The 19,417-nt window shown below is 71.4% G+C and carries 20 protein-coding genes; 6 read left to right on the plus strand and 14 right to left on the minus strand.

Annotated features, from left to right (window positions below; translation table 11 throughout):
• Nucleotides 1-75: 75 nt before the first annotated feature.
• Nucleotides 76-375 carry a metal-sensitive transcriptional regulator gene (locus ACEXOR_RS16140; protein WP_374850751.1) on the minus strand — a complete coding sequence of 100 codons (300 nt, stop codon included), beginning with the start codon at nucleotides 373-375 and terminating at the stop codon, nucleotides 76-78.
• A gap of 2 nt (nucleotides 376-377) precedes the next feature.
• A complete protein-coding gene (locus tag ACEXOR_RS16145; protein ID WP_374850752.1) occupies nucleotides 378-2,669 on the minus strand; it encodes a heavy metal translocating P-type ATPase in 2,292 nt (763 codons plus the stop codon).
• Between the two features lie 64 nt (nucleotides 2,670-2,733).
• Here ACEXOR_RS16145 and ACEXOR_RS16150 point away from each other — a divergent pair, with 64 nt between their 5' ends.
• Nucleotides 2,734-3,303 (plus strand): hypothetical protein, encoded by a 570-nt coding sequence (locus ACEXOR_RS16150; RefSeq protein WP_374850754.1) that lies wholly within the window; start codon nucleotides 2,734-2,736, stop codon nucleotides 3,301-3,303.
• Between the two features lie 24 nt (nucleotides 3,304-3,327).
• Here the strand turns inward: ACEXOR_RS16150 and ACEXOR_RS16155 are convergent, their stop codons facing one another.
• From ACEXOR_RS16155 to ACEXOR_RS16180, 6 genes are all read right to left on the minus strand, one after another.
• Complete coding sequence (locus ACEXOR_RS16155; protein ID WP_374850755.1) at nucleotides 3,328-4,383, minus strand: threonine aldolase family protein; 1,056 nt, start codon at nucleotides 4,381-4,383, stop codon at nucleotides 3,328-3,330.
• 93 nt (nucleotides 4,384-4,476) lie between these two features.
• Nucleotides 4,477-5,634: an ABC transporter permease gene (locus ACEXOR_RS16160; protein WP_374850756.1), complete on the minus strand. Its 1,158-nt coding sequence runs from the start codon at nucleotides 5,632-5,634 to the stop codon at nucleotides 4,477-4,479.
• Entirely contained in the window at nucleotides 5,631-6,527 is an 897-nt protein-coding gene (locus tag ACEXOR_RS16165; RefSeq protein ID WP_374850757.1) for an ABC transporter ATP-binding protein, read from the minus strand. Before ACEXOR_RS16165 ends, ACEXOR_RS16160 begins: the two co-directional genes overlap by 4 nt.
• Nucleotides 6,528-6,788: 261 nt before the next feature.
• Nucleotides 6,789-7,484 (minus strand): response regulator, encoded by a 696-nt coding sequence (locus ACEXOR_RS16170; RefSeq protein WP_374850758.1) that lies wholly within the window; start codon nucleotides 7,482-7,484, stop codon nucleotides 6,789-6,791.
• On the minus strand, nucleotides 7,481-8,914 hold the full coding sequence (locus ACEXOR_RS16175; protein ID WP_374850759.1) for a sensor histidine kinase: 1,434 nt from the start codon (nucleotides 8,912-8,914) through the stop codon (nucleotides 7,481-7,483). The genes ACEXOR_RS16170 and ACEXOR_RS16175 overlap by 4 nt, the downstream gene beginning before the upstream one ends.
• Before the next feature lie 109 nt (nucleotides 8,915-9,023).
• The gene (locus tag ACEXOR_RS16180; RefSeq protein ID WP_374850760.1) at nucleotides 9,024-9,623 is read right to left on the minus strand and encodes a TetR/AcrR family transcriptional regulator; all 600 of its coding nucleotides are present in this window, start codon (nucleotides 9,621-9,623) and stop codon (nucleotides 9,024-9,026) included.
• A gap of 172 nt (nucleotides 9,624-9,795) precedes the next feature.
• Here ACEXOR_RS16180 and ACEXOR_RS16185 point away from each other — a divergent pair, with 172 nt between their 5' ends.
• Together ACEXOR_RS16185 and ACEXOR_RS16190 are read left to right on the plus strand one after the other, a co-directional pair.
• Nucleotides 9,796-10,551: an SDR family NAD(P)-dependent oxidoreductase gene (locus tag ACEXOR_RS16185; protein WP_374850761.1), complete on the plus strand. Its 756-nt coding sequence runs from the start codon at nucleotides 9,796-9,798 to the stop codon at nucleotides 10,549-10,551.
• Nucleotides 10,552-10,667: 116 nt separating this feature from the next.
• Nucleotides 10,668-10,805 carry a hypothetical protein gene (locus ACEXOR_RS16190; protein WP_374850763.1) on the plus strand — a complete coding sequence of 46 codons (138 nt, stop codon included), beginning with the start codon at nucleotides 10,668-10,670 and terminating at the stop codon, nucleotides 10,803-10,805.
• Between the two features lie 6 nt (nucleotides 10,806-10,811).
• On the opposite strand, the gene ACEXOR_RS16195 is transcribed toward ACEXOR_RS16190, so the two are convergent.
• Nucleotides 10,812-11,522, minus strand: coding sequence for an SDR family NAD(P)-dependent oxidoreductase (locus tag ACEXOR_RS16195; RefSeq protein WP_374850764.1), 711 nt, complete (start codon nucleotides 11,520-11,522; stop codon nucleotides 10,812-10,814).
• Between the two features lie 29 nt (nucleotides 11,523-11,551).
• Nucleotides 11,552-12,976, minus strand: a complete 1,425-nt coding sequence (locus ACEXOR_RS16200) for a DUF6421 family protein (RefSeq protein ID WP_374850766.1) — start codon at nucleotides 12,974-12,976, stop codon at nucleotides 11,552-11,554.
• A gap of 194 nt (nucleotides 12,977-13,170) precedes the next feature.
• On the opposite strand from ACEXOR_RS16200, the gene ACEXOR_RS16205 reads away from it, so the two are divergent.
• Together ACEXOR_RS16205 and ACEXOR_RS16210 are read left to right on the plus strand one after the other, a co-directional pair.
• Nucleotides 13,171-15,366, plus strand: a complete 2,196-nt coding sequence (locus ACEXOR_RS16205) for an acyltransferase family protein (RefSeq protein WP_374850767.1) — start codon at nucleotides 13,171-13,173, stop codon at nucleotides 15,364-15,366.
• Nucleotides 15,367-15,370: 4 nt separating this feature from the next.
• A complete protein-coding gene (locus tag ACEXOR_RS16210; protein ID WP_374850768.1) occupies nucleotides 15,371-16,291 on the plus strand; it encodes an AEC family transporter in 921 nt (306 codons plus the stop codon).
• 101 nt (nucleotides 16,292-16,392) lie between these two features.
• Here the strand turns inward: ACEXOR_RS16210 and ACEXOR_RS16215 are convergent, their stop codons facing one another.
• From ACEXOR_RS16215 to ACEXOR_RS16225, 3 genes are all read right to left on the minus strand, one after another.
• Complete coding sequence (locus ACEXOR_RS16215) at nucleotides 16,393-17,379, minus strand: hypothetical protein (protein WP_374850769.1); 987 nt, start codon at nucleotides 17,377-17,379, stop codon at nucleotides 16,393-16,395.
• An 88-nt stretch (nucleotides 17,380-17,467) separates the two neighbouring features.
• A complete protein-coding gene (locus ACEXOR_RS16220) occupies nucleotides 17,468-17,923 on the minus strand; it encodes a phosphatase domain-containing protein (protein WP_445451953.1) in 456 nt (151 codons plus the stop codon).
• Between the two features lie 5 nt (nucleotides 17,924-17,928).
• Nucleotides 17,929-18,669 carry a DNA polymerase beta superfamily protein gene (locus ACEXOR_RS16225; RefSeq protein ID WP_374850771.1) on the minus strand — a complete coding sequence of 247 codons (741 nt, stop codon included), beginning with the start codon at nucleotides 18,667-18,669 and terminating at the stop codon, nucleotides 17,929-17,931.
• Nucleotides 18,670-18,783: 114 nt separating this feature from the next.
• Between ACEXOR_RS16225 and ACEXOR_RS16230 the strand changes: the two genes are divergently transcribed.
• Nucleotides 18,784-19,284, plus strand: a complete 501-nt coding sequence (locus ACEXOR_RS16230; RefSeq protein WP_374850773.1) for a metallophosphoesterase family protein — start codon at nucleotides 18,784-18,786, stop codon at nucleotides 19,282-19,284.
• A 1-nt stretch (nucleotide 19,285) separates the two neighbouring features.
• On the opposite strand, the gene ACEXOR_RS16235 is transcribed toward ACEXOR_RS16230, so the two are convergent.
• On the minus strand, nucleotides 19,286-19,417 hold a 132-nt coding region (locus ACEXOR_RS16235; protein WP_374847459.1), incomplete at its 5' end, for an integrase core domain-containing protein.

A 19,417-nucleotide genomic window follows, 5' to 3' on the forward strand; every position in this document is an offset into this window, starting at 1 on the left:
GAGCATCCCTGTGGCGGCCGGCGGTAGCCCGTGGTGGCCGTCGACCCGCTCGTTCGGCGGCCAGTCCCGCGCCCGCTACGACTTCACGAGCCGCGCGATCGCCGCCGTCGCCTCTTTGAGTTTGGCCTCCGCCACGTCGCCGCCCTCGGCCACCGCCTCCACCACGCAGTGGCCGAGATGGTCTTCCAGGAGGCCCAGGGCCACCGACTCCAGAGCGCTCGTCATCGCCGAGATCTGGGTGAGGATGTCGATGCAGTACTTCTCCTCGTCGACCATGTTCTGCAGGCCGCGGGCCTGACCCTCGATGCGCTTGAGGCGCTTGAGATAGGCGTCCTTCTGGGTGATGTAGCCGTGGTGGGCGTGTTCGGCCGACATGGTCAGGCTCCGATCCGGGTGGGGGCGGTGGGGGTGGGGGCGGATGCCGGCGCGGTCGTCGAGACGGCGGCACGGGCATCCGGTCGCAGGTCGAGGCGGCGCAGCAGCTGCGCGTTCAGGGCCACGATGATGGTGGAGAGCGACATCAGCACGGCACCCACCGACATCGGCAGCACGAAGCCGATCGGCGCGAGCACGCCCGCCGCCAGCGGAACCGACAGCAGGTTGTAGCCCGCGGCCCACCAGAGGTTCTGGGTCATCTTGCGGTACCCGGCCTTCGAGAGGCGGATGACCGAGAGAACCGCACGCGGGTCGTCGCTGGCCAGGATGACGCCGGCCGAGGCGATGGCGACGTCGGTTCCGGCGCCGATCGCGATGCCCACATCGGCCCGCGCCAGGGCGGGGGCGTCGTTGACGCCGTCTCCCACCATCGCCACGCGTCGGCCCTCGGACTGCAGGCCGGCCACCGCGGCCGACTTGTCTTCGGGGCGCACGCCGGCATAGAACCGTTCGATGCCCAGTTCGGCGGCCACCGCGCGGGCCACGGGTTCGGCGTCGCCGGTTATCATGACCACCTCGATGTTCTGGCGGCGCAGCTCGTCGACGGCCTGGCGCGACTCGGGGCGCACCTCGTCGGCCAGGGTGATGCGGCCGACGACCTCGTGGTCGCGGAGGACGTGCAGGACGGTCTCTGCGGTCGGGGCTGCCCCGGCGGCGGCCAGGGGGTGCACTCCGTGCTGCTCGAGCAGGCGTGGGCCGCCCACGTGCACGACGGAGTCGCCGACGCGGGCGCTCACCCCCACCGCGGCCGACGACTCGAATCCGGTGGCTGCGGGCACGGCCAGGCCGCGCATCCGGGCCGCGTCGACGATCGCCCGGGCCAGCGGGTGCTCACTGTCGCCCTCGGTGGCCGCGGCCAGGGCCAGCACGTCGTCGGAGCTGAGGGGTGCTGCGCCGCCTCTTGCGCCGCCGGCTGCGCCTTCTGCTGCGACGACGGAGGTGACCGCGGGGGCGCCCCTGGTGAGCGTGCCCGTCTTGTCGAAGACCACCGTGTCGACCGTGCGCATCGTCTCGAGGGCGAGCCGGTCTTTCACCAGGATGCCGGCCTTCGCGGCGCGCTCGGTGGCGATGGAGACCACCAGTGGGATGGCGAGGCCCAGCGCGTGCGGGCAGGCGATGACCAGCACGGTGATGGTGCGGATGACGGCGTCGTCGGGGCTGCCCACGAGCGTCCACACCACGGCGGTGATGACCGCCGAGCCGAGCGCGAACCAGAACAGCCAGCCCGCGGCCACGTCGGCGATGCGCTGAGCGCGGGAGCTCGAGTTCTGCGCCTCGGTGACCAGGCGCTGGATTCCCGCCAGCGCCGTGTCGTCGCCGATGGCGGTGACCCGGATGCGCAGAGCCGTGTCGGTGGCGACGGTGCCGGCGACCACGTGAGCCCCAGGGCCCCGGGAGACGGGCCGGGACTCGCCGGTGATCATCGACTCGTCGACGTCGGCGGTGCCCTCGACCACCTCGCCGTCGGCGGGCACGCGGCCGCCGGGGCGCACGATCACCAGGTCGCCGACGCGGAGGTCGGCGGGGGAGACGGTGGTGGTGGTCGTTGTGCTTGTGCTGGCGACTGTGCCTGTGCCGGCGTCGATGCGCTCGGCCTCGTCGGGCAGCAGGGCGGCGAGGGAGTCCAGCGCCGAGGTGGTCTGAGCGAGGGAGCGCATCTCGATCCAGTGGCCGAGGAGCATGATCACGATCAGCAGGGCGAGCTCCCACCAGAAGTCGAGCTGGTGGTCGAGGAGGCCCAGGGTGGCTCCCCAGCTCGCCACGAAGGCCACCGAGATGGCGAGCGCGATGAGCAGCATCATGCCGGGTTGCCTGGCGCGCAGCTCGTCGACGCCGCCGGTGAGGAAGGGTCGGCCGCCGATCACGAACATCACGGTGCCGAACACGGGCGAGATCCAGGTGACGGGGCCGTCGGCCGGGAGGTCGTAGCCGAGGATCATGGCGAACATCGAGCTGAACGCCACCACGGGCACGGCCACCACGAGCATCACCCAGAACAGCCGCCGGAACACGGCGACGTGGCCGCTGTGGTCGTGGCCTGCGTGTCCGCCGTGGCCGGCGTGGTCGTGGTTCGCGTGGCCGTGGCCGGCGTGCATGTCGTGACCTGCGTGCGCGTCGTGGCCCGCGTGCATGTCATGACCTGCGTGTCCCGCGTGCGCGTCGTGGCTCGCGTGATCGTGCCCGCTGTGGGCGGAGTGGTCGTGGCCGTCGTGCTCAGCGTGCTCGGGCGTCATGCGGCAAGCATATACCCCCTGGGGGTACCGAGCAGCCGTGGGTGCCCGGTGATACCGTGTGCGTGTGACCCACGAGGAGGCCGTGCCGCGCGAGCGGCGCGACGCCGCCTCGATGCGCATCGCCGGGGTGATCGTGGTGGGCATGTGCGCCGCCGTCTGGTGGCCGGCCTTCACGCTCGGCGCGTGGGGTGACTTCTTCTTCGACCAGCTGCTCACGATCTGGGCGGCGGCGACCGGCGCGTTCTTCGTGGTCGCGTTCTACGGACGGGGCCGCGGACGATGGTGGCGGGCTGCCGCCCTGCTCGCGCCGAGCGGTTACCTGGCCGCGAGTTTCGCGGTGCAGCCCGGGTCCGACGACCTCGCCTCGCTCCTCGTCGCCCTTCTCGCCGTCGCGGTCGCCCTGCTCGCGGTACCCACGACCGTGTGGGTGCTCGCCCGGATGATCTGGCCCGAGGTCGCCGAAGACGTCACGCCCCGACTCCGATGGTTCGTCATCGGCGTGGTGGCGCTGGTAGCGGTGGCGTCATTCTTCCTGGGTGCCAACCAGTCGAGGTTCCTGACGTGCGAGGAGTTCACCGTGAGCGGCAACTCCGAGCCCCTCGGGTGCACCCCCGAAGCCGACTTCGGCGACTGACCTGCGGGTCGCTGCGCCCCCTGATCAGGCCGACGCGAGGAGGTCGGCCAGGGCCGATGCGAAGGCGTCGACGTCGTCGGCGGTGGTGTCGAAGGAGCACATCCAGCGCACCTCGCCGGTGGCCGGGTTCCAGTCGTAGAACCGGAACACCTCGCGCAGCCGGTCGGCCACTCCGGGCGGCACGATCGCGAACACCGCGTTCGACTGGGTCTCCTGCGTCACCGTGACACCCGGCAGCCCCTCGACCGCCGCACGCAACCGCGCCGCCATGGCGTTGGCGTGCGTGGCCGACCGCAGCCACAGGTCTGAGCCGTACAGCGCGATCAGCTGCGCCGACACGAACCGCATCTTGCTGGCCAGCTGCATGTCGAGCTTGCGGAGGAAGGGGATGCCGGTGACCGCATCCGGATTCAGCACCACCACGGCCTCGCCGTAGAGCAGGCCGTTCTTGGTGCCGCCGAGCGAGACCACGTCGACCCCCGCATCCGTCGTGAATGCACGCAGCGGAGCGCCCAGCGAGGCCGCCGCGTTGGAGATGCGCGAACCGTCGAGGTGAACGGTCATGCCGCGGGCGTGGGCGTGCTCGGTGATGGCGGCGATCTCGTCGATCGTGTAGGCCGTGCCGAGCTCGGTGGTCTGCGTGATGGAGACGGCGAGCGGCTGCGCGCGGTGCTCGTCGCCCCAGCCCCAGGCCTCCACGTCGATGAGCTCGGGGGTGAGCTTGCCGTCGGGCGTGGGCACGGTGAGCAGCTTCAGGCCGGCCACGCGCTCGGGCGCCGCGTTCTCGTCGGTGTGGATGTGTGCGGTGGTGGAGCACACCACCGCACCCCAGCGCGGCAGCATCGACTGCAGGCCCACGACGTTGGCCCCGGTTCCGTTGAAGACCGGGAAGGCTTCGGCGCGGTCGCCGAACTGCTGGGCGATGACCTTCTGCAGCTCGGCCGTGTAGACGTCGCCGCCGTAGGCGACCTGGTGCCCGCCGTTGGCGCGGGCGATGGCCTCGAGCACCTCGGGGTGGGCCCCGGCGTAGTTGTCGGAGGCGAAGCCGCGGGAGGTGAGGTCGTGCAGGGGTTCGGTCACCCCTCGATTCTGCCAAACATCGAGCGGGCTCCGGCACGACCGGGCGCACTGCCCGCCCCCATCCGGAGCCCGCCGCGTGTGGCCCGCGTGGCGTCAGCCCCGCAGCGCCTCGCCGAGCTTCACGCGCGGACCGGTGCGCAGCAGCGAGTTCGCGTAGATGCGCGAACCCAGCACCACCACGACCGCGGTGGTCGCCAGCAGGATGACGAGCGACACCAGCGGCTCCCACCACTCGGCGTCGCCGAGGAACAGTCGCAGCGGCATGCCGATCGGCGCCGAGAACGGGATGTACGACATCCAGGTCATCACCGTCTCGTTCGAGTTAAAGAAGATGACCAGGAAGTAGGGGATCATCACGAGCATCGTCACCGGCGAGGTGACCGAGCCCACGTCCTCCTGGCGCGAGACCAGGGCGGCGCTCGCCGAGTAGAGCGCGGCGATCAGCACGAAGCCGAAGATGAAGAACACCACGAACCAGGCGATCGCGGGCCCGAGCAGCCCGAGCAGCGCCGACTGGCCCGTGATGGCGAGGCCCAGCACGGCCGCCGCCCCCACCAGGGCCGTCTGGCCGAACGCCAGGATGCTGTTGCCGATCACCTTGCCCGCCAGCAGCTCGCGGGCGGTGATGGTGGACAGCAGGATCTCGACCACGCGCGTCTGCTTCTCCTCCACCACGCTCTGCGCGATCGTGGAGCCGAAGGTGACCGCGGCCATGAAGAACGCCACCCCGAACGCGATGCCCACGATGTAGGCGAGCAGCCCGTCGGAGTCGCCGGGCTCCAGCAGCGCCACCGGCGGTGCCTGGCTGAGCAGCGAGACGATGCTCGTGGGGGTGTCGCTCAGGGCCACCACCTCGATGTCGAGTCCGGCTCCGGATGCGGGGGTCGCCCCGGCCGCGGGCGTCGCGCCCTCGATGCTGCCGGCCGGCACGATGGCAGCGTCGACGTCTCCGTCGCGCACGAGTTGCTCGGCCTCGTCGACGGATGCCGCCTGCGTGACCTCGAGCTGCTCGCCGAGAGCGGCCGCCACGGCGGCGGTGGGCGGCACCACGGCCACTTTGGGAGCGCTCGCGTTGGCCGACAGGATGCCGCTCACCACGATGGACGCGAGCACAGCGACCAGCAGGATCGCGGCAGAGATGAGGAACGCCTTGCTGCGCAGCCGCATGCCGATCTCGCGGGATGCGACGAGCCGGGTGGCCTGCACCGGTGAGATCGCGGAGGGGCGCTTGCGGGTGGTGGTGGCGGTCATCGCACGACCTCCTTGAAGATCTGGGAGAGGGTGGGCACAACGGGGGTGAAGCGGCGCACGGGGCCGGTGTCGAGGGCGCGGCGCAGAACGGCCTGGGCCGCATCCTGGCCCTGGTCGCCGTGCTCGACCTCGAACACGGCGAAGTCGCCGTCGAGCTCGACCACGCGCACGCCGGGCATCTCGCGCACCCAGCCGGCGTCGTGGGAGAGGTCGATCTCGTAGCGCGCCTCGGCGTGCTGGGTTCGAAGCTCGTCGCGCGAGCCCTGCGCGCGGATACGGCCGCCGGCGATCACCACGAGGTCGTCGCAGATGCGCTCGACGATGTCGAGCTGGTGCGAGGAGAACAGCACCGGCACTCCCGTGGCCGCGTGCTCGACGAGCACGGACTGCACGGTCTCGACGGCCATCGGGTCGAGCCCCGAGAAGGGCTCGTCGAGCACGAGCACGCTCGGATCGTGCACGAGGGCCGCGGCGATCTGGGCGCGCTGCTGGTTTCCGAGCGAGAGGCTCTCGACGGTCGCGTCGGCGCGGTCGGCGAGGCCGAGACGGTCGAGCAGGTCGGTGGTGCTCTTCGTGGCGGCGGACTCCTTCATGCCGTGCAGGCGGCCGAGGTACACGATCTGCTCCGCGACCTTCATCTTGGGGTAGAGGCCGCGCTCCTCGGGCATGTAGCCGAACAGTGCGCGGTCGGCCGGGGTGAGGCGGGTGCCGTCGAGGGTCACGGTGCCGCTGTCGCTCGCGAGCACGCCGAGGATGATGCGCATCGTGGTGGTCTTGCCGGCGCCGTTGCCGCCGACGAAGCCGGTCATGCGGCCGTCGCCGACGGTGAAGCTCACGCCGTCGAGCACGCGCCGGCCGCCGAACGAGCGGGAGACGTCTTCGATCTCGAGCATGGGGGCCCTTCTGGTGGGAGGTGGGGTGGTGTTCTCAGGCTAGGGATCGCGTGCCTTCGGGGGTATCGGCCGTGCGGATGGTTGCGACCGCGGTGCCTCCCCCGAGCGGCGGATGCGCGTGCCGCGCGGCGGCCCGCGGTGCGGTGGGTGGGCCGCCGCGGGGTGGGTGGGATGCGGCGCGATGCGCGGCGGGATGGGTGGGATGCGGCGCGATTCGCGGGGGTGGGTGACGGGATGCGCGGGCGTCGGCGGGCGTGTGGCTCAGGGGCGGCCGGGCACGGCGATTCCGTTCTCGTAGGCGAAGACGACCGCCTGGATGCGGTCTCGGAGGCTCAGCTTCTGCAGGATCTTCGAGACATGCGTCTTCACCGTGGCCTCGCCGAGGTACAGCTGCTGTGCGATCTCGGCGTTGGAGCGGCCGGCCGCCAGCAGCTCGAGCACCTCGCGTTCGCGCTCGGTGAGCGACTGCAACTCGGGGGCGGCGGCGACGGCCGGCGCCGGGCCCGTGGCCGAGGGCGGTTCGCCCGACCGGCGGGCGAAGCTCTCGATCACCCGTCGGGTGACGTCGGGCGAGAGCAGGGCGTCTCCGCGCGCCACGACCTTCACTGCGTCGATCAGGCTCTCGGGCGAGGAGTTCTTGAGCACGAACCCGCTGGCGCCGGCCTCGAGGGCGGCGAAGAGGTAGTCGTCGCGGTCGAAGGTGGTGAGGATGAGGATGCCCGAGGCCGTCCCGGCCTGCAGCAGCTGCCGGGTGGCGTCGAGCCCGTCGAGTTCGGGCATCTGCACGTCCATGCAGATGACGTCGGGGGCGAGCGTGCGGCCGAGTTCGACGGCCTCGCGGCCCGTTCGGGCCTCGCCCACGACCTCGATGCCGTCCTCGGACTCGAGGATGATGCGTAGACCGACCCGAACGAGGTCTTGGTCGTCGGCCAGAAGCACCCGGATGATCTCGCTCATGCGATCACCCCCGGTGCCGTGCCCGGTGCCGTCGTGTCCTGCGTCGTGCCCGGTGTCGCCGGATCGGCGGTCGGCACCCGCGACGGCGTCGCGCCGGCGACGCCCGACGGGGCCAGCGGCAGTCGTGCCCGCACGCGGTACCCCCCGCGCGGCTTCGGGCCCAGTTCGAGCTCGCCGCCCGCCGCGGCCACACGCTCCCGCATGCCGATCTGGCCGAGGCGCGACCCGCCAGGCGCTGCAGCGGCCACCCGGCCCGAATCGGCGGCGCCGGGCGCCGACGCGCCGCTCGAGCCGGCACCCGCGCCGGTGTCGCTCACCTCGATCTCGACGGCGTCGGCCAGGTAGCGCACCCGCACGTCGGCGGTGGCGCGCGGCCCCGCGTGCTTGCGCACGTTCGTGAGCGACTCCTGCGCGATGCGGTACACCGTGAGCCCCATGGCGGCCGGCACGCGGCGTTCGGCGCCCACCACCGAGAACGTCACCGGCAGGCCGGCCGCGTTCGCCTCCTCGACGAGCTCGGCGAGCTGCGCGACGCCCCGGGTGGAGGCGGTGGTCGACGGCGCATCACCTCGCTCGCGCAGTGCGCCGAGCATGCGCTGCAGCTCGTCGACCGCCTCGCGCGCGTTCTGCTCGATCACCGAGAGCGCCTCCAGCGCGCGCGGATCGGCCGCCGGACGTGCCTGGTCTCGCTCGAGCACCCGCCGGGCGGCGCCGGCCTGCAACCCCATCACGGAGACATGATGTGCCACCACGTCGTGCAGTTCGCGCGCGATGCGCGAGCGCTCGAGCTCGACGGCCTGGCGGCTGCTCACCTCCCGCTCCTGTTCGAGCTCGAGGGTGCGCTGCTGGAGGGACTCCCGCTGGCGGGCCGACGCCCAGGCCGCATTGCCGAACACCCAGGCGCCGCCGAAGTAGAGCAGGTTGGTGACGAGGCTGATCAGGCCGATCGCCATGAACTGCGACAGCACGCCGTCGCGTGAGTAGGCGGGCGACAGCGCGGGGTTCAAGGCCTGGAAGACGATCACCCCGGCGAGCCAGAGCAGCATCCCCCCGGTGATGACGGCGCGCAGCCACGTGGCCAGCAGCCGGTTGCGACCCCACGCGCCCAGCGTGTACAGGGCCACGAACAGGCAGATGTTGTTGAAGAGCTGCTCGTAGACACCGGAGTACTGCCCCACCACGAACACCACGGCCACCACGACGACCACGAGTTCGGGCCATCGACGACGAAACGCCAGGGGTGCCGCGACCAGCACCGAGAAGATGGCGGCGCCCCACCACGGGGCGTGGGAAGCCTCGATCGAGGCGCGCGAGAACAGCACCCAGCTCAACCAGGTGGCGAGCACGAGCACGGCGGCGGCCACGGCGTCGCGCCGGTACCCGGCGGCGCCCGGTCTCGGTCGTCGCCAGTCGTCGGATGCGGAGGTCATAAGGCAACGCTAGCGAGAGGGCGCCGTGAGGCCATCCGTCGCTCGGGTGATGTGCACGGATCATGCTGCCCTGAGACCGTGCAGGAGTAGTCGCGCAGACCACGCACCCCTACGGGGCCAGTGGGAACCACTCCGGCACCAACCGCCGATAGCTCCGCACGAACGCCCCCGGATCGCGCGGCTCCGGCGTCTCGAGCCACGCCGCGATGGCGCCCACACTGCCGTTGGCCACGTACGGTCCCACCATGGCCGCGAGCAGCGGATCCGCGGACTCCTCGGCGGAATCCGCGAACAGGGCGTGCTGCTGCAGCAGTTGCCGGTTCGACTGCTCGAAGTGGGCCGCGAGCATGGGCCGCAGGCTCGACTCCCCGCTGTGCCCGTCGCGGTCGTGCGACAGCCCTCGTTCGTAGATGGCGGCGTGCGACTCCACGTTCTCGAGCACGGCGAGGGTGGCGGCCGCGATCGCCTCCGCGGCGCCCGCGCGCGGGACCTCCGCGAGGTACCGGTCGCGGATGGCATCGAGCTCCTCCCGCAGCACGCTCTCCAGGAGGGCCAGGGGTGAGGCGGCGTGCGCGTAGAACGTCGACCGGTTCACCCCGGCCGCCGCCGCGATGTCGGATGCCCGCACCTCGTCGATCGGCCGCTCCGAGGCGAGGCGCAGCACGGCCTCGGCGAGCTTCCCGCGGCTGCGGCGGTGGCGTGCATCCATTCGGCGATTCTCTCCGATCTGCGTGACCCGCGTGACCCGATGGCGTGCACGGGTGAATCCGAGCGACTCGACGGTCTATCCGTTGCGCTGCACCGGGAATACAATTATCCAACAAACGTTGGATATCAACGCATGCACACGCATGGATGATTTCGAAGGAGAAGTGAGCATCATGGCCACATACGACGTCGCCGGACGGTCTGCGATCGTGACGGGAGCGGGCTCGGGAATCGGCCGAGCAGTCGCACTGGAGCTGGCGAGGAGCGGGGCATCCGTTCTCGTCAGCGACGTGCGCGAGGAGCCGGCCCAAGCCGTCGTCGCCGAGATCCGCGCTGCGGGCGGCACCGCAGAGGCGCTCGTGGGCGACGTGAGCGACCCCGAGTTCGCCGCCGCGAGCGTGGTGGCCGCCGAGAAGCTCGCGCCCCTCGGCATCGCCGTGAACAACGCCGGCATCGGGGGCGAGGCCGCCACCGTGGGCGACTACTCGCTGGAGAGCTGGCAGAAGGTCATCGAGATCAACCTGAACGCCGTGTTCTACGGGCTCAAGGCGCAGCTGCCGGCCATGGCGAAGAACGGCGGCGGCGCGATCGTGAACATGGCGTCGGTGCTGGGCTCGGTCGGCATCCCGATGTCGTCGGCCTACGTGACGGCCAAGCACGGCCTCGTGGGCCTGACGAAGAACGCGGCTCTCGAGTACGGAGCCCAGAAGGTGCGCGTCAACGCGGTGGGCCCCGGCTTCATCCACACCCCGCTGGTCGACGCGAACCTGTCGGCCGAGGCTCAGGATGCGCTGGCCGCGAAGCACGCGCTCGGCCGGCTGGGCACGGCCGAGGAGGTCGCAGCGATCGTGTCGTTCCTCGTCAGCGACGCCGCCTCGTTCGTGACGGGCAGCTACCACCTCGTCGACGGCGGCTACGCGGCGCAGTAGCGGGCGGGCGGGCCGCCGGCGCGCGGCTGGCAATACGCCTGGGTGGAGGGGCCACGGGCCGGGAGGCAATAGCCTTCGAGGATCGAGCCGATCGCGGCTCGCGACGGAGGTACACCATGGCCGAGAAATCCCAGCGCAAGGCCGTCGCGAAGCCGGCAGCCCGCACTCTCAAGGAGAAGCGCGCCGACAAGAAGATCAAGAGCGACCGCGCCGACCACTCGGCCGACGCGGTGTCGAACGCCAAGAAGAAGTAGCGCGCGTCAGGCCAGAACGATCCGGGCGCCGTTCAGTTCTGCGGCCGGAGCGTTCCACAGGCCGACGACCGCCGCTGCGAGGTCGGCGACGTCGGTGAAGCCGTCGAACGGCTTCTCGGGGTCGGCCGCGCGCATCCGGTCGTCGACCAGGGCTTTCACGGCGAAGATCGTCGCTGCCGCCCGGTCGGGGGCGTCTGTCGCGAACCCGGCGGCCACCGATCGCAGCCACGACTCCGAGGCGGCCTTGGCCGCGGTGTAGTCGGCTCCGGATGCGGTGGGCGCCCCGGTCGACACCGACGACACGAACACGGCCCGGCCCGCCGTCGACGCCACGAGCGCGGGGTAGAAGGCCCGCAACGTGGCGCGCAGGGTGCGGAACGACCGCTCCATGGCCGACCAGCCGTCATCCGTCTGGCCCACGATGCCGCGCCCGCCGACCCAGCCGCCCACGAGGTGCACCACCCCGTCGACGCCCGCGCCGCCGCCGCTCAGCCGCTCGGCCAGCTCCGACACCGCTGCGCTGTCGCTCAGGTCGCACATCTCGACACGGACGCCGGGCACCCGCTCGGCGAGTGCGTCGAGCCGCCCCGCATCCGACCCCACGGCCACCACCTCGGCACCGGCGGCCACGAGGGCCGCGCACACGGCCGCCCCCGACTCGCTCGTCGCCCCGGTGACGACCACGCGTCGCCCCGCCACACCCGCTGCATCACTCATACGTCGATCCTCGCCCCTCTGCCCCCGCGTCAGCTGCGGGCCGTGATGCCCTCGGTGGAGGTGATGACGTCGCGCATCTTCTTCTCGAGCGCTTCGTAGAACATCGAGAGCGGGAACTCGTCGTCGAGCACGGCGTCGGTGAGCCCGCGCGGCGGCCCGTCCAGCGGCAGTGCCTTCGGCCCCTCGGCCCACACCGAGGCGGGGTTCGGGGTGACCGTCGACGTGATCAGCTCGTACGCCGCCAGCCAGTGCGCCGTCTTCGGCCGGTCGATCGAGCGCCAGTACAGCTCGTCGATCGCGTCGCCGAGCGTCGTCACCGCATCGGCCACCTCTGGCCAGTCGATGGTGAGGCGTGTGTCGGTCCAGTGCAGCACGCCGCGCTGGTGCAGCCAGGCGAACAGCAGCTGGCCGCCGAGGCCGTCGTAGTTGCGCACCCGCGATCCGGTGATGGCGAAGCGGAAGATGCGGTCGAACAGCACCGCGTACTGCACCAGCGTGGCGTGCTCGAGCAGCGTCGCGTCGGTCGGCGACAACGCGTGCTCCGAGCCGGCGAGCCCGCGCTCGATCTTCACGGCCTCGCGGAACGCGGTGAGGTCGCACCGCAGCTCCTCCAGCGAGTAGAGGAAGAACGGCATGCGCTGCTTGATCATGAACGGGTCGAACGGCAGGTCGCCGCGCATGTGGGTGCGGTCGTGGATGAGGTCCCACATCACGAAGGTGCGCTCGGTGAGCTCCTGGTCGTCGAGCAGTCGCGCCGCGTCGGCGGGCAGCTCGAGCCGGGTGATCTCGGCGGCGGCCCGCACCACGCGGCGGAACCGGGCGGCCTCCCGGTCGGCGAAGATGCCACCCCAGGTGTACGCCGGGATGCTCGACGTGGCCACCGACTCGGGGAACAGCACGGCCGAGTTGGTGTCGTACCCCGCCGTGAAGTCGATGAACCGGATGGGCAGGAACAGCGCGTTCGAGTACTCCCCGGCCTCCAGCTCGGCGATGAACGTGGGCCAGATCACCTCGATCAGCACCGCCTCCACGTGCCGGTCGGTGCTGCCGTTCTGGGTGTACATCGGGAAGACCACCAGATGCCGGATGCCGTCTTCGCGCCGCGAAGCCGGTGCGAACGCCACGAGCGACGCCACGAAGTCGGGCACTCCGAAGCCCTGGTCGACCCACCGCGCGAAGTCGTCGCGCACGGCGGCCAGGTACTCGGCGTCGTGCGGGAAGAGCGGGGCCAGCTCGGCGATCGAGTCGACGATCGCGGCCACGTGCTCGCGGGCCGCCGCGTGGTCGACGGGGTCGGGCACCGATCCGTCTTTCACCTGAAGCGGCTGCAGTGCGGCGACCGCCTGCTTGAGGGCCAGCCAGGCCGGCGCGAGAGCGAGGTCCTCGACGACCTCGGGTTCTCCGATGATGGACTGGGCGGCGGATGCAGCGGCAGACGTGGGTCGTGCGGACATGGTGGAACCTCCAATCGGTCGTTCCTCCCGAGCCTAGGCGCGCGGCATCCGCTCTTCTTTGACGCACCCGGCGATTAGCGGCGCAGTAGGGCCCTGCGAGCGCAACGAATCCGCATCCGCCCCACGGGAACACCCGGTGGGCTCGCTACGCCGCTCACAGGCAGGCCGCGGTGCCCCGGTTAGCATGAGACGCGATGAAGAAGCACACGGACGCGTCGGCGACCCCCACGACAGCGCCCGAGGCGAAGCACCGAGCCCGAGCCGACCTGGCCGACGCCACCGGAGCCGGCCGCGGAAGCCGCCGGGATCGCGGAGCCACCGCCGAGCGCCCCGCCCACTTCCTGCCGCACATCCAGGGGTTGCGTGCCATCGCCGTGCTGCTCGTGGTGATCTACCACTTCTGGCCCGGGCGCCTCACCGGCGGCTACATCGGTGTGGACGTGTTCTTCGTGATCTCGGGCTTCCTCATCACCCAGCAGCTCGCTCGCCAGCTCGAGCGCACCGATCGCATCGCTCTGCCGAGCTTCTATGCCAAACGTGCACGCAGACTCCTTCCGGCCGCCATCACCGTGCTCGTCTTCGCGAGCCTCGCGACGCTGTTCATCATGCCGCTGTCGAGTCTGACCGAGAACGTGCGCGAGATCCTCGCCTCGACCTTCTATGTGGAGAACTGGGTTCTCGCCCTCAACTCCGTGGACTACTTGGCGGCCGCCAACGAGGCCAGCCTCGTGCAGCACTACTGGTCGCTCTCGCTGGAGGAGCAGTTCTACCTGTTCTGGCCGGTGCTGATGCTCGCCGCGAGCGTGTTCGCGGTGAAGGTGCTGAAGCGGCGTAAGTGGGTCGGGTTGATCTCGGTGCTCGCCATCGTCGGTCTCGGCAGCTTCGCCCTCTCGGTGTTCGTCACCGCGACCGACCCCGCATCGGCCTACTTCGTGACCTACACGCGGGTGTGGGAGTTCGCGGTGGGCGGCGCGCTCGCGCTGCTGCCGAGGCTCCGGCCCATCCGGGCCTGGCAGTCGAACCTTCTGGGCTGGGGCGGCATCGTGGTGGTGCTCGCCTGCGGGTACCTGTTCGACAAGGCCACGCCGTTCCCGGGCTACATGGCCGCCATCCCGGTGCTCGGCACCGCCGCCATCATCGTGGCCCACCACCGCGAGAAGCCGTGGGACGCCGGACGCGTGCTGAGCTGGCGCCCCGTGAGCTTCATCGGCGACATCTCGTATTCCCTCTACCTCTGGCACTGGCCGCTGATCGTCATCGCCCCCTACATCCCGGGCTGGGGCCTCAGCATCTGGAACCGGCTCGCGCTCCTGGCCTTCTGCTTCCCGCTGGCCTGGCTCACCAAGCGTTTCATCGAAGACCCGGCGCGCGGCTGGCGGTTCTTCACCACGCGGCGGCCCCGGGCCACGCTGATCGGCGTGGTGGCCGCGATGGCCGTGTCGAGCCTGTTCGTGGGTGCCGCCTGGGCGGTGCAGCAGCCGAAGTACGACGCCGAGGCCTCGCAGCTCGCGCAGACGCTCGAGAACCCCCCGGAGTGCTTCGGTGCCGCCTCTGGCCCCACCGACGGCCTCGCGGCCATCGAGCCGGTGTGCGACAACCCCGACCTCGCCGGGCTCATCATCCCGAGCCCCGGCTTCGGCAACGCCGATCGTCCCGTGCACCCCGACTGCCTCTCGACGCTCAACGACGCGACGGTTCGTGACTGCCAGTTCGGCAGCGACGACCCGGATGCGCCTCAGATCGCCCTCATCGGCGACAGTCACGCCTACGCCCTGATGGACCCGTTCGTCGACATGGCCGAGAAGAACGGCTGGCACCTCACCACCTACCTCAAGGGCGGCTGCCCCTGGACCACGACGCCCCTCGCGGCCCGCGACGCGTTCGCGGTGTCGTGCGACGACTGGCGCGCATCCCTCACTGCATCGCTCGAGGGGCATGAACCCTTCGACGCCGTGTTCACCGCCGCACTGACCGACCGCGACGTGCCGGGCACCGACGCCGACGAGACCGCTTCGGCGGCCGGGTACGCCGCCGCCTGGGCTCCCGTGCTGGCCGCCGGCACCCCGATCGTGACCGTGGTCGACAACCCCGCGTGGGAGGACGACCCGAACAAGTGCCTGCGCACCGAAGACGCCTCGGCGTGCACCGTGCCCCGGGACGAGGGACTGGCGGCGTTCGATCCGATCGCGATGGCCGCAGCCGGTGCCGCGGGCTCGGGGCAGGACGTGACGCTGCTCGACTTCAGCGACACCTACTGCACCGCCGAGGAATGCCCGGCCGTGGTGGGCGGGGCGAACGTGTACCGCGACGTCGACCACCTCACCCGCACGTTCGCGTTCACGCTGGAGCCCTTCCTGCAGCGCGCGATGGCCGCCGCTCTGGCACGCTGAGCCCATGCTGGGGGTGCTCACCGGCTTCGGCATCATCGCGTTCGTGATCGCTGTGGGGTACGTGGTGCAGCGGGTGGGCATCCTGCCACCGGATGCGCGGCTGGTGCTCAACCGGGTCGCGTTCTTCGTCGCGACACCGGCACTGCTGTTCACGGTGCTGTCGCGGTCGCATCCGGCCACCGTGTTCTCGGCGCCGCTGCTGGTCACCCTGATCAGCGTGGTGGTGGCGGCGGGGCTGTTCCTCCTGGTGTCGCGGCTGTGGTTCCGGCGGCCGGTGGCCGAGACGACCGTGGGCATGGCGGCCTCGGCCTACGTCAATGCGAACAACATCGGCCTGCCGGTGGCCGTCTACGTGCTGGGGAGCGCGCAGCTCATCGCCCCGGTGCTGCTGTTGCAGCTGATCGTGCTGGCGCCCGTGACGCTCACGGTGCTCGACGTGACGACCAGGGGCAAGGCCTCGGTGCGGTCGATCCTGTCGCAGCCCGTGCGCAACCCGATGATCATCGCGTCGCTGGTTGGGCTCGTGGTGGCGCTGACCGGTGTGGTGCTGCCGGAACCCGTGATGGCGCCGTTCGAGCTGATCGGCGGGGCTGCGGTTCCGCTGGTGCTGATCGCCTTCGGCATGTCGCTGGTGGGCCAGAAGCCACTCGCGCCGGGGTCGGGTCGGCGGGAGATCATCGTGGCGAGTGCCATGAAGCTCCTGGTCATGCCCGTGGTGGCATATGTTCTCGCCCGGTTCGTGTTCGCGCTGCCGGCGCACCAGGTGTTCGAGGTGGTGGCGCTGTCGTCGCTGCCGACGGCGCAGAACATCTACAACTTCGCCGTGCGGTACCAGCGGGGCGTGGTGCTCGCGCGGGACACGGTGCTCGTGACCACGATCGGGTCGGTTCCGCTGCTCGTGCTCGTGGCGGCCCTGCTCGCGTAAGGCGCCCTGCCCCTGCCGCTGCCCCTGCCCTGCCCCTGCCCTGCCCCTGCTCCCGCTCGTGCTGCGACCGGACGGACAGCCGGGGTGCGTTCGTGGGCGGGTCAGTCCTGCAGGCCGTCGAGGCGGGTTCGGGCGCGGGTGGCCGCGCGGCGGGACGAATCGGCGGCGCGGGCGGCGGCGGAACGCTCTCTGCGCAGGCGGGCCGCGGTGACGTTGGTGTCGGTGAGGTCGGCCTGCACCTGCTCCAGACGCTCGCGCAGGTGCTGCTGCTCGGTGGCGAGCTGCTCGTGGCGGGCCCGGTTCTCGCGGATGCGCAGGTCGAGCGTCGCGACAGCCGCGTCGGCGTCGTCGGCATCCTGCCGTGCCTCCTCGGCGTCACGCTTCGCGGCTGCGAGGGCACGTTCGGCCCGTTCGGCGGCGGCCCGCGCCACGCGCTCGGCCGCATCACGCTCGGGGTCGACGGCCGATCGCTTCGCCTCTCCGCTCACCCCGCGCGACATCGGACTGCGGCCGCCACCCGACGCGTCGCCCGGCGCAGCAGCTGCGGTCGTACCCTCGGCCGCCGGCCTGGGCGCCGCATCCGGGATCGCCACCGCATCCGCGAGGTCGACCGGGTCGAGACCCGAGCTCTCGAACGTGCGCACGAGCAGCCCGCTGCGAACGGCCGCCGCCGCCGAGGCGTCGACCACGGCCGCCTGCAGGGTCTGCTGCACCTCCACCGCGGCCGACTCCGAGACCGCGACGCCCAGCTCCTCGCCCAAGCCGCGAGCGGCGCGGGCCGCCGCGGCGAGCAGCTGCTGCCGATCGCGACCCAGCTGCCTCATCGACTCGCGGTCGTGCGACTCGGTCGCGTCGCGCATCCGCTCGCCCACGTCGAGCAGCGCCGAGACGTCGTCGCCGCGATGCCGCACCAGCGCGTTCACGGCCCACGCGGCCACCGAGGGCTTCGCCAGGCCCCGGATGCCCGCCGCCAGCTCCCGGTCACCCGAGGCCTTGGCCTCGGCCGCCCGGGCGTTGCGGGCAGCGGTGAACTCGGCGGGTGAGAGGGCGTAGAGCTCCGCCGCCACCTGCTCGAGCTCGTGCGCCACGTCGTCTCCCTCTGGTCGTGCTCAGCCTAGGACGGGTGCGGGGCGGAGCCCGGAGCCGAGGCGGGCGGCCGGCATCGCGTCACAGGCCTCAGTCGTCGTCTTCCCAGCCCGGCACCCGCACCGTGGGGATGCCGAGTGAACGCCACAGCGCGATCACCCCCGGGTTGTCGTCGATCGCGAGCACCGGCCGGTAGCCGAGGTCGAGCACTCGGGCGTGCAGATCGCGCTTCACCTCGTGGTCGGGGCGCGTGTCGGCATCGGCGCGCATGCCGAGCGCCGCCACCGGAACCTCCCACTTCGCCAACCACGACGACGTGCTCCACCGCCAACGCTCGGTGCGGCTGGTGAGCACGACGATCGCCAGCCCGCGTGCATCGAGCCCCTGCACCACCCGCACGACGTCGCGGTGGGGGTCGACCCACGACGACGCGGCGTGGAACGCCGTGAAGTTACGACCGCGGTGCCCACCCCCGGGCTGCACGTAGTGGCGGATGCCGGCCACGTCGGCCAGCGTGCCATCCACATCCACGATCACCGCCGGCATCCCGCTCACGCCGCCGCCCACCGCTCCAGGTGCACGCGGTGCAGCACCTCGTTCACCCGCCCCCGGTCTGCCGTCTCGGGCAGCCGCGACGCCCCGATCGCACCGGCGAGCCGTGCATCGAGCGCATCCGACAGCGCGAGCACCTCGTCGAACGACATCTCGCCCGCCCGAACCGCCATCAGCATCCGCCTCGACTCGCCCTGCAGGGGTAGCGCGACCGCGCCCGTCTGCATCAACTCGACGCCTTGCAGCGCCGTGCGCACCATGTGGTAGGCGAACTTGGTGTCGTAGCCGTGCACGGCCACGAGCTCCGGCCGGTTGGTGCGCGTGCTGCGGTGCCCGGTCAGCGCCTCGCGCTGGCTCCACGAGTAGCCGCGAAAACGGTGCCCCGCCTCCTGCGACACGAAAGCGCTCCGGATGCCCTGCACCGACCACCACGCGTCGGTGACCACGTCGTGCTCCGGCACGAACAGCAGCAGCAGGGCCGTCGGGTTGCCCGCCGCGGCCAACGCCGCCCAGTGGCGCAGCGGATAAATCACCGCGTCGACGTCATCCCGCTCCGACCGCCGCCCTGCCGCTGCGGTGCTGCCGGCGAGCGTCTTGGCGCTCTCGAGTCCGGTGACCTGCGCGGGGCGCTCGACGAACACGCTCATCAGATCGCGGTCTGATTCCCGGCCGGCGACGCCCGTGGCCCGCGAGCCGTACTCCGCGGTCACGATCACGTCGAGTGCGGTCTGCGACTGCATGTCTTTCCCTTCTCGCGCCTCCGGCCGCATCCGATTTTTCGAAGTCGATCAGGCTAACCCGGCGTGCCCCCGCCCCGCCACCCCGCTCGGCCCGGAGTGGGCCACGATGGGAGCATGCCGACGCGACTGCTGCTGCTCGCCGACACCCATCTGCCCACGCGCGCGAAGGCGCTGCCCGACGAGGTCTGGCGGGCGGTCGACGAGGCCGACGTCGTCTTTCACGCCGGCGACTGGGTCGACGAGGCCACGCTCGACGCGCTCGAGGCCCGGGCGGCCCGGCTCGTGGGGGTCTGGGGCAACAACGACGGCGCCGGCCTGCGGGCCCGCCTGCCCGAGATCGCCCGGGTGGAGCTCGAGGGGCTCCGGTTCGCGATGATCCACGAGACCGGCTCCCGTGACGGCCGCGAGCGGCGCATGGACGCGGCGTTCCCGGGTACCGACGTGCTGGTGTTCGGGCACAGCCACATCCCGTGGGATTCGACCGCGGCATCCGGGATTCGCCTGCTCAACCCCGGCTCGCCCACCGACCGGCGCCGCCAGCCCGTGTGCACCATGATGACGGTCGTGGTCGACGCCGGCGTTCTCCGCGACGTGGAGGTGGCGCCCCTGCCCTGAGCTAGCTGTACTGCCCAGGGAGGTTGATCAATCTGCTGATGGGTGGTTGTGCTCCGATGGCGGTGTGGGGCCTGTGGTGATTGTATTCATGGAGCCAGGCCGGGAGTGCTGCTCGGCGGGCTGATTCGCTGTT

The organism is Herbiconiux liangxiaofengii, assembly GCF_041927335.1.
Classification (GTDB): domain Bacteria; phylum Actinomycetota; class Actinomycetes; order Actinomycetales; family Microbacteriaceae; genus Herbiconiux; species Herbiconiux liangxiaofengii.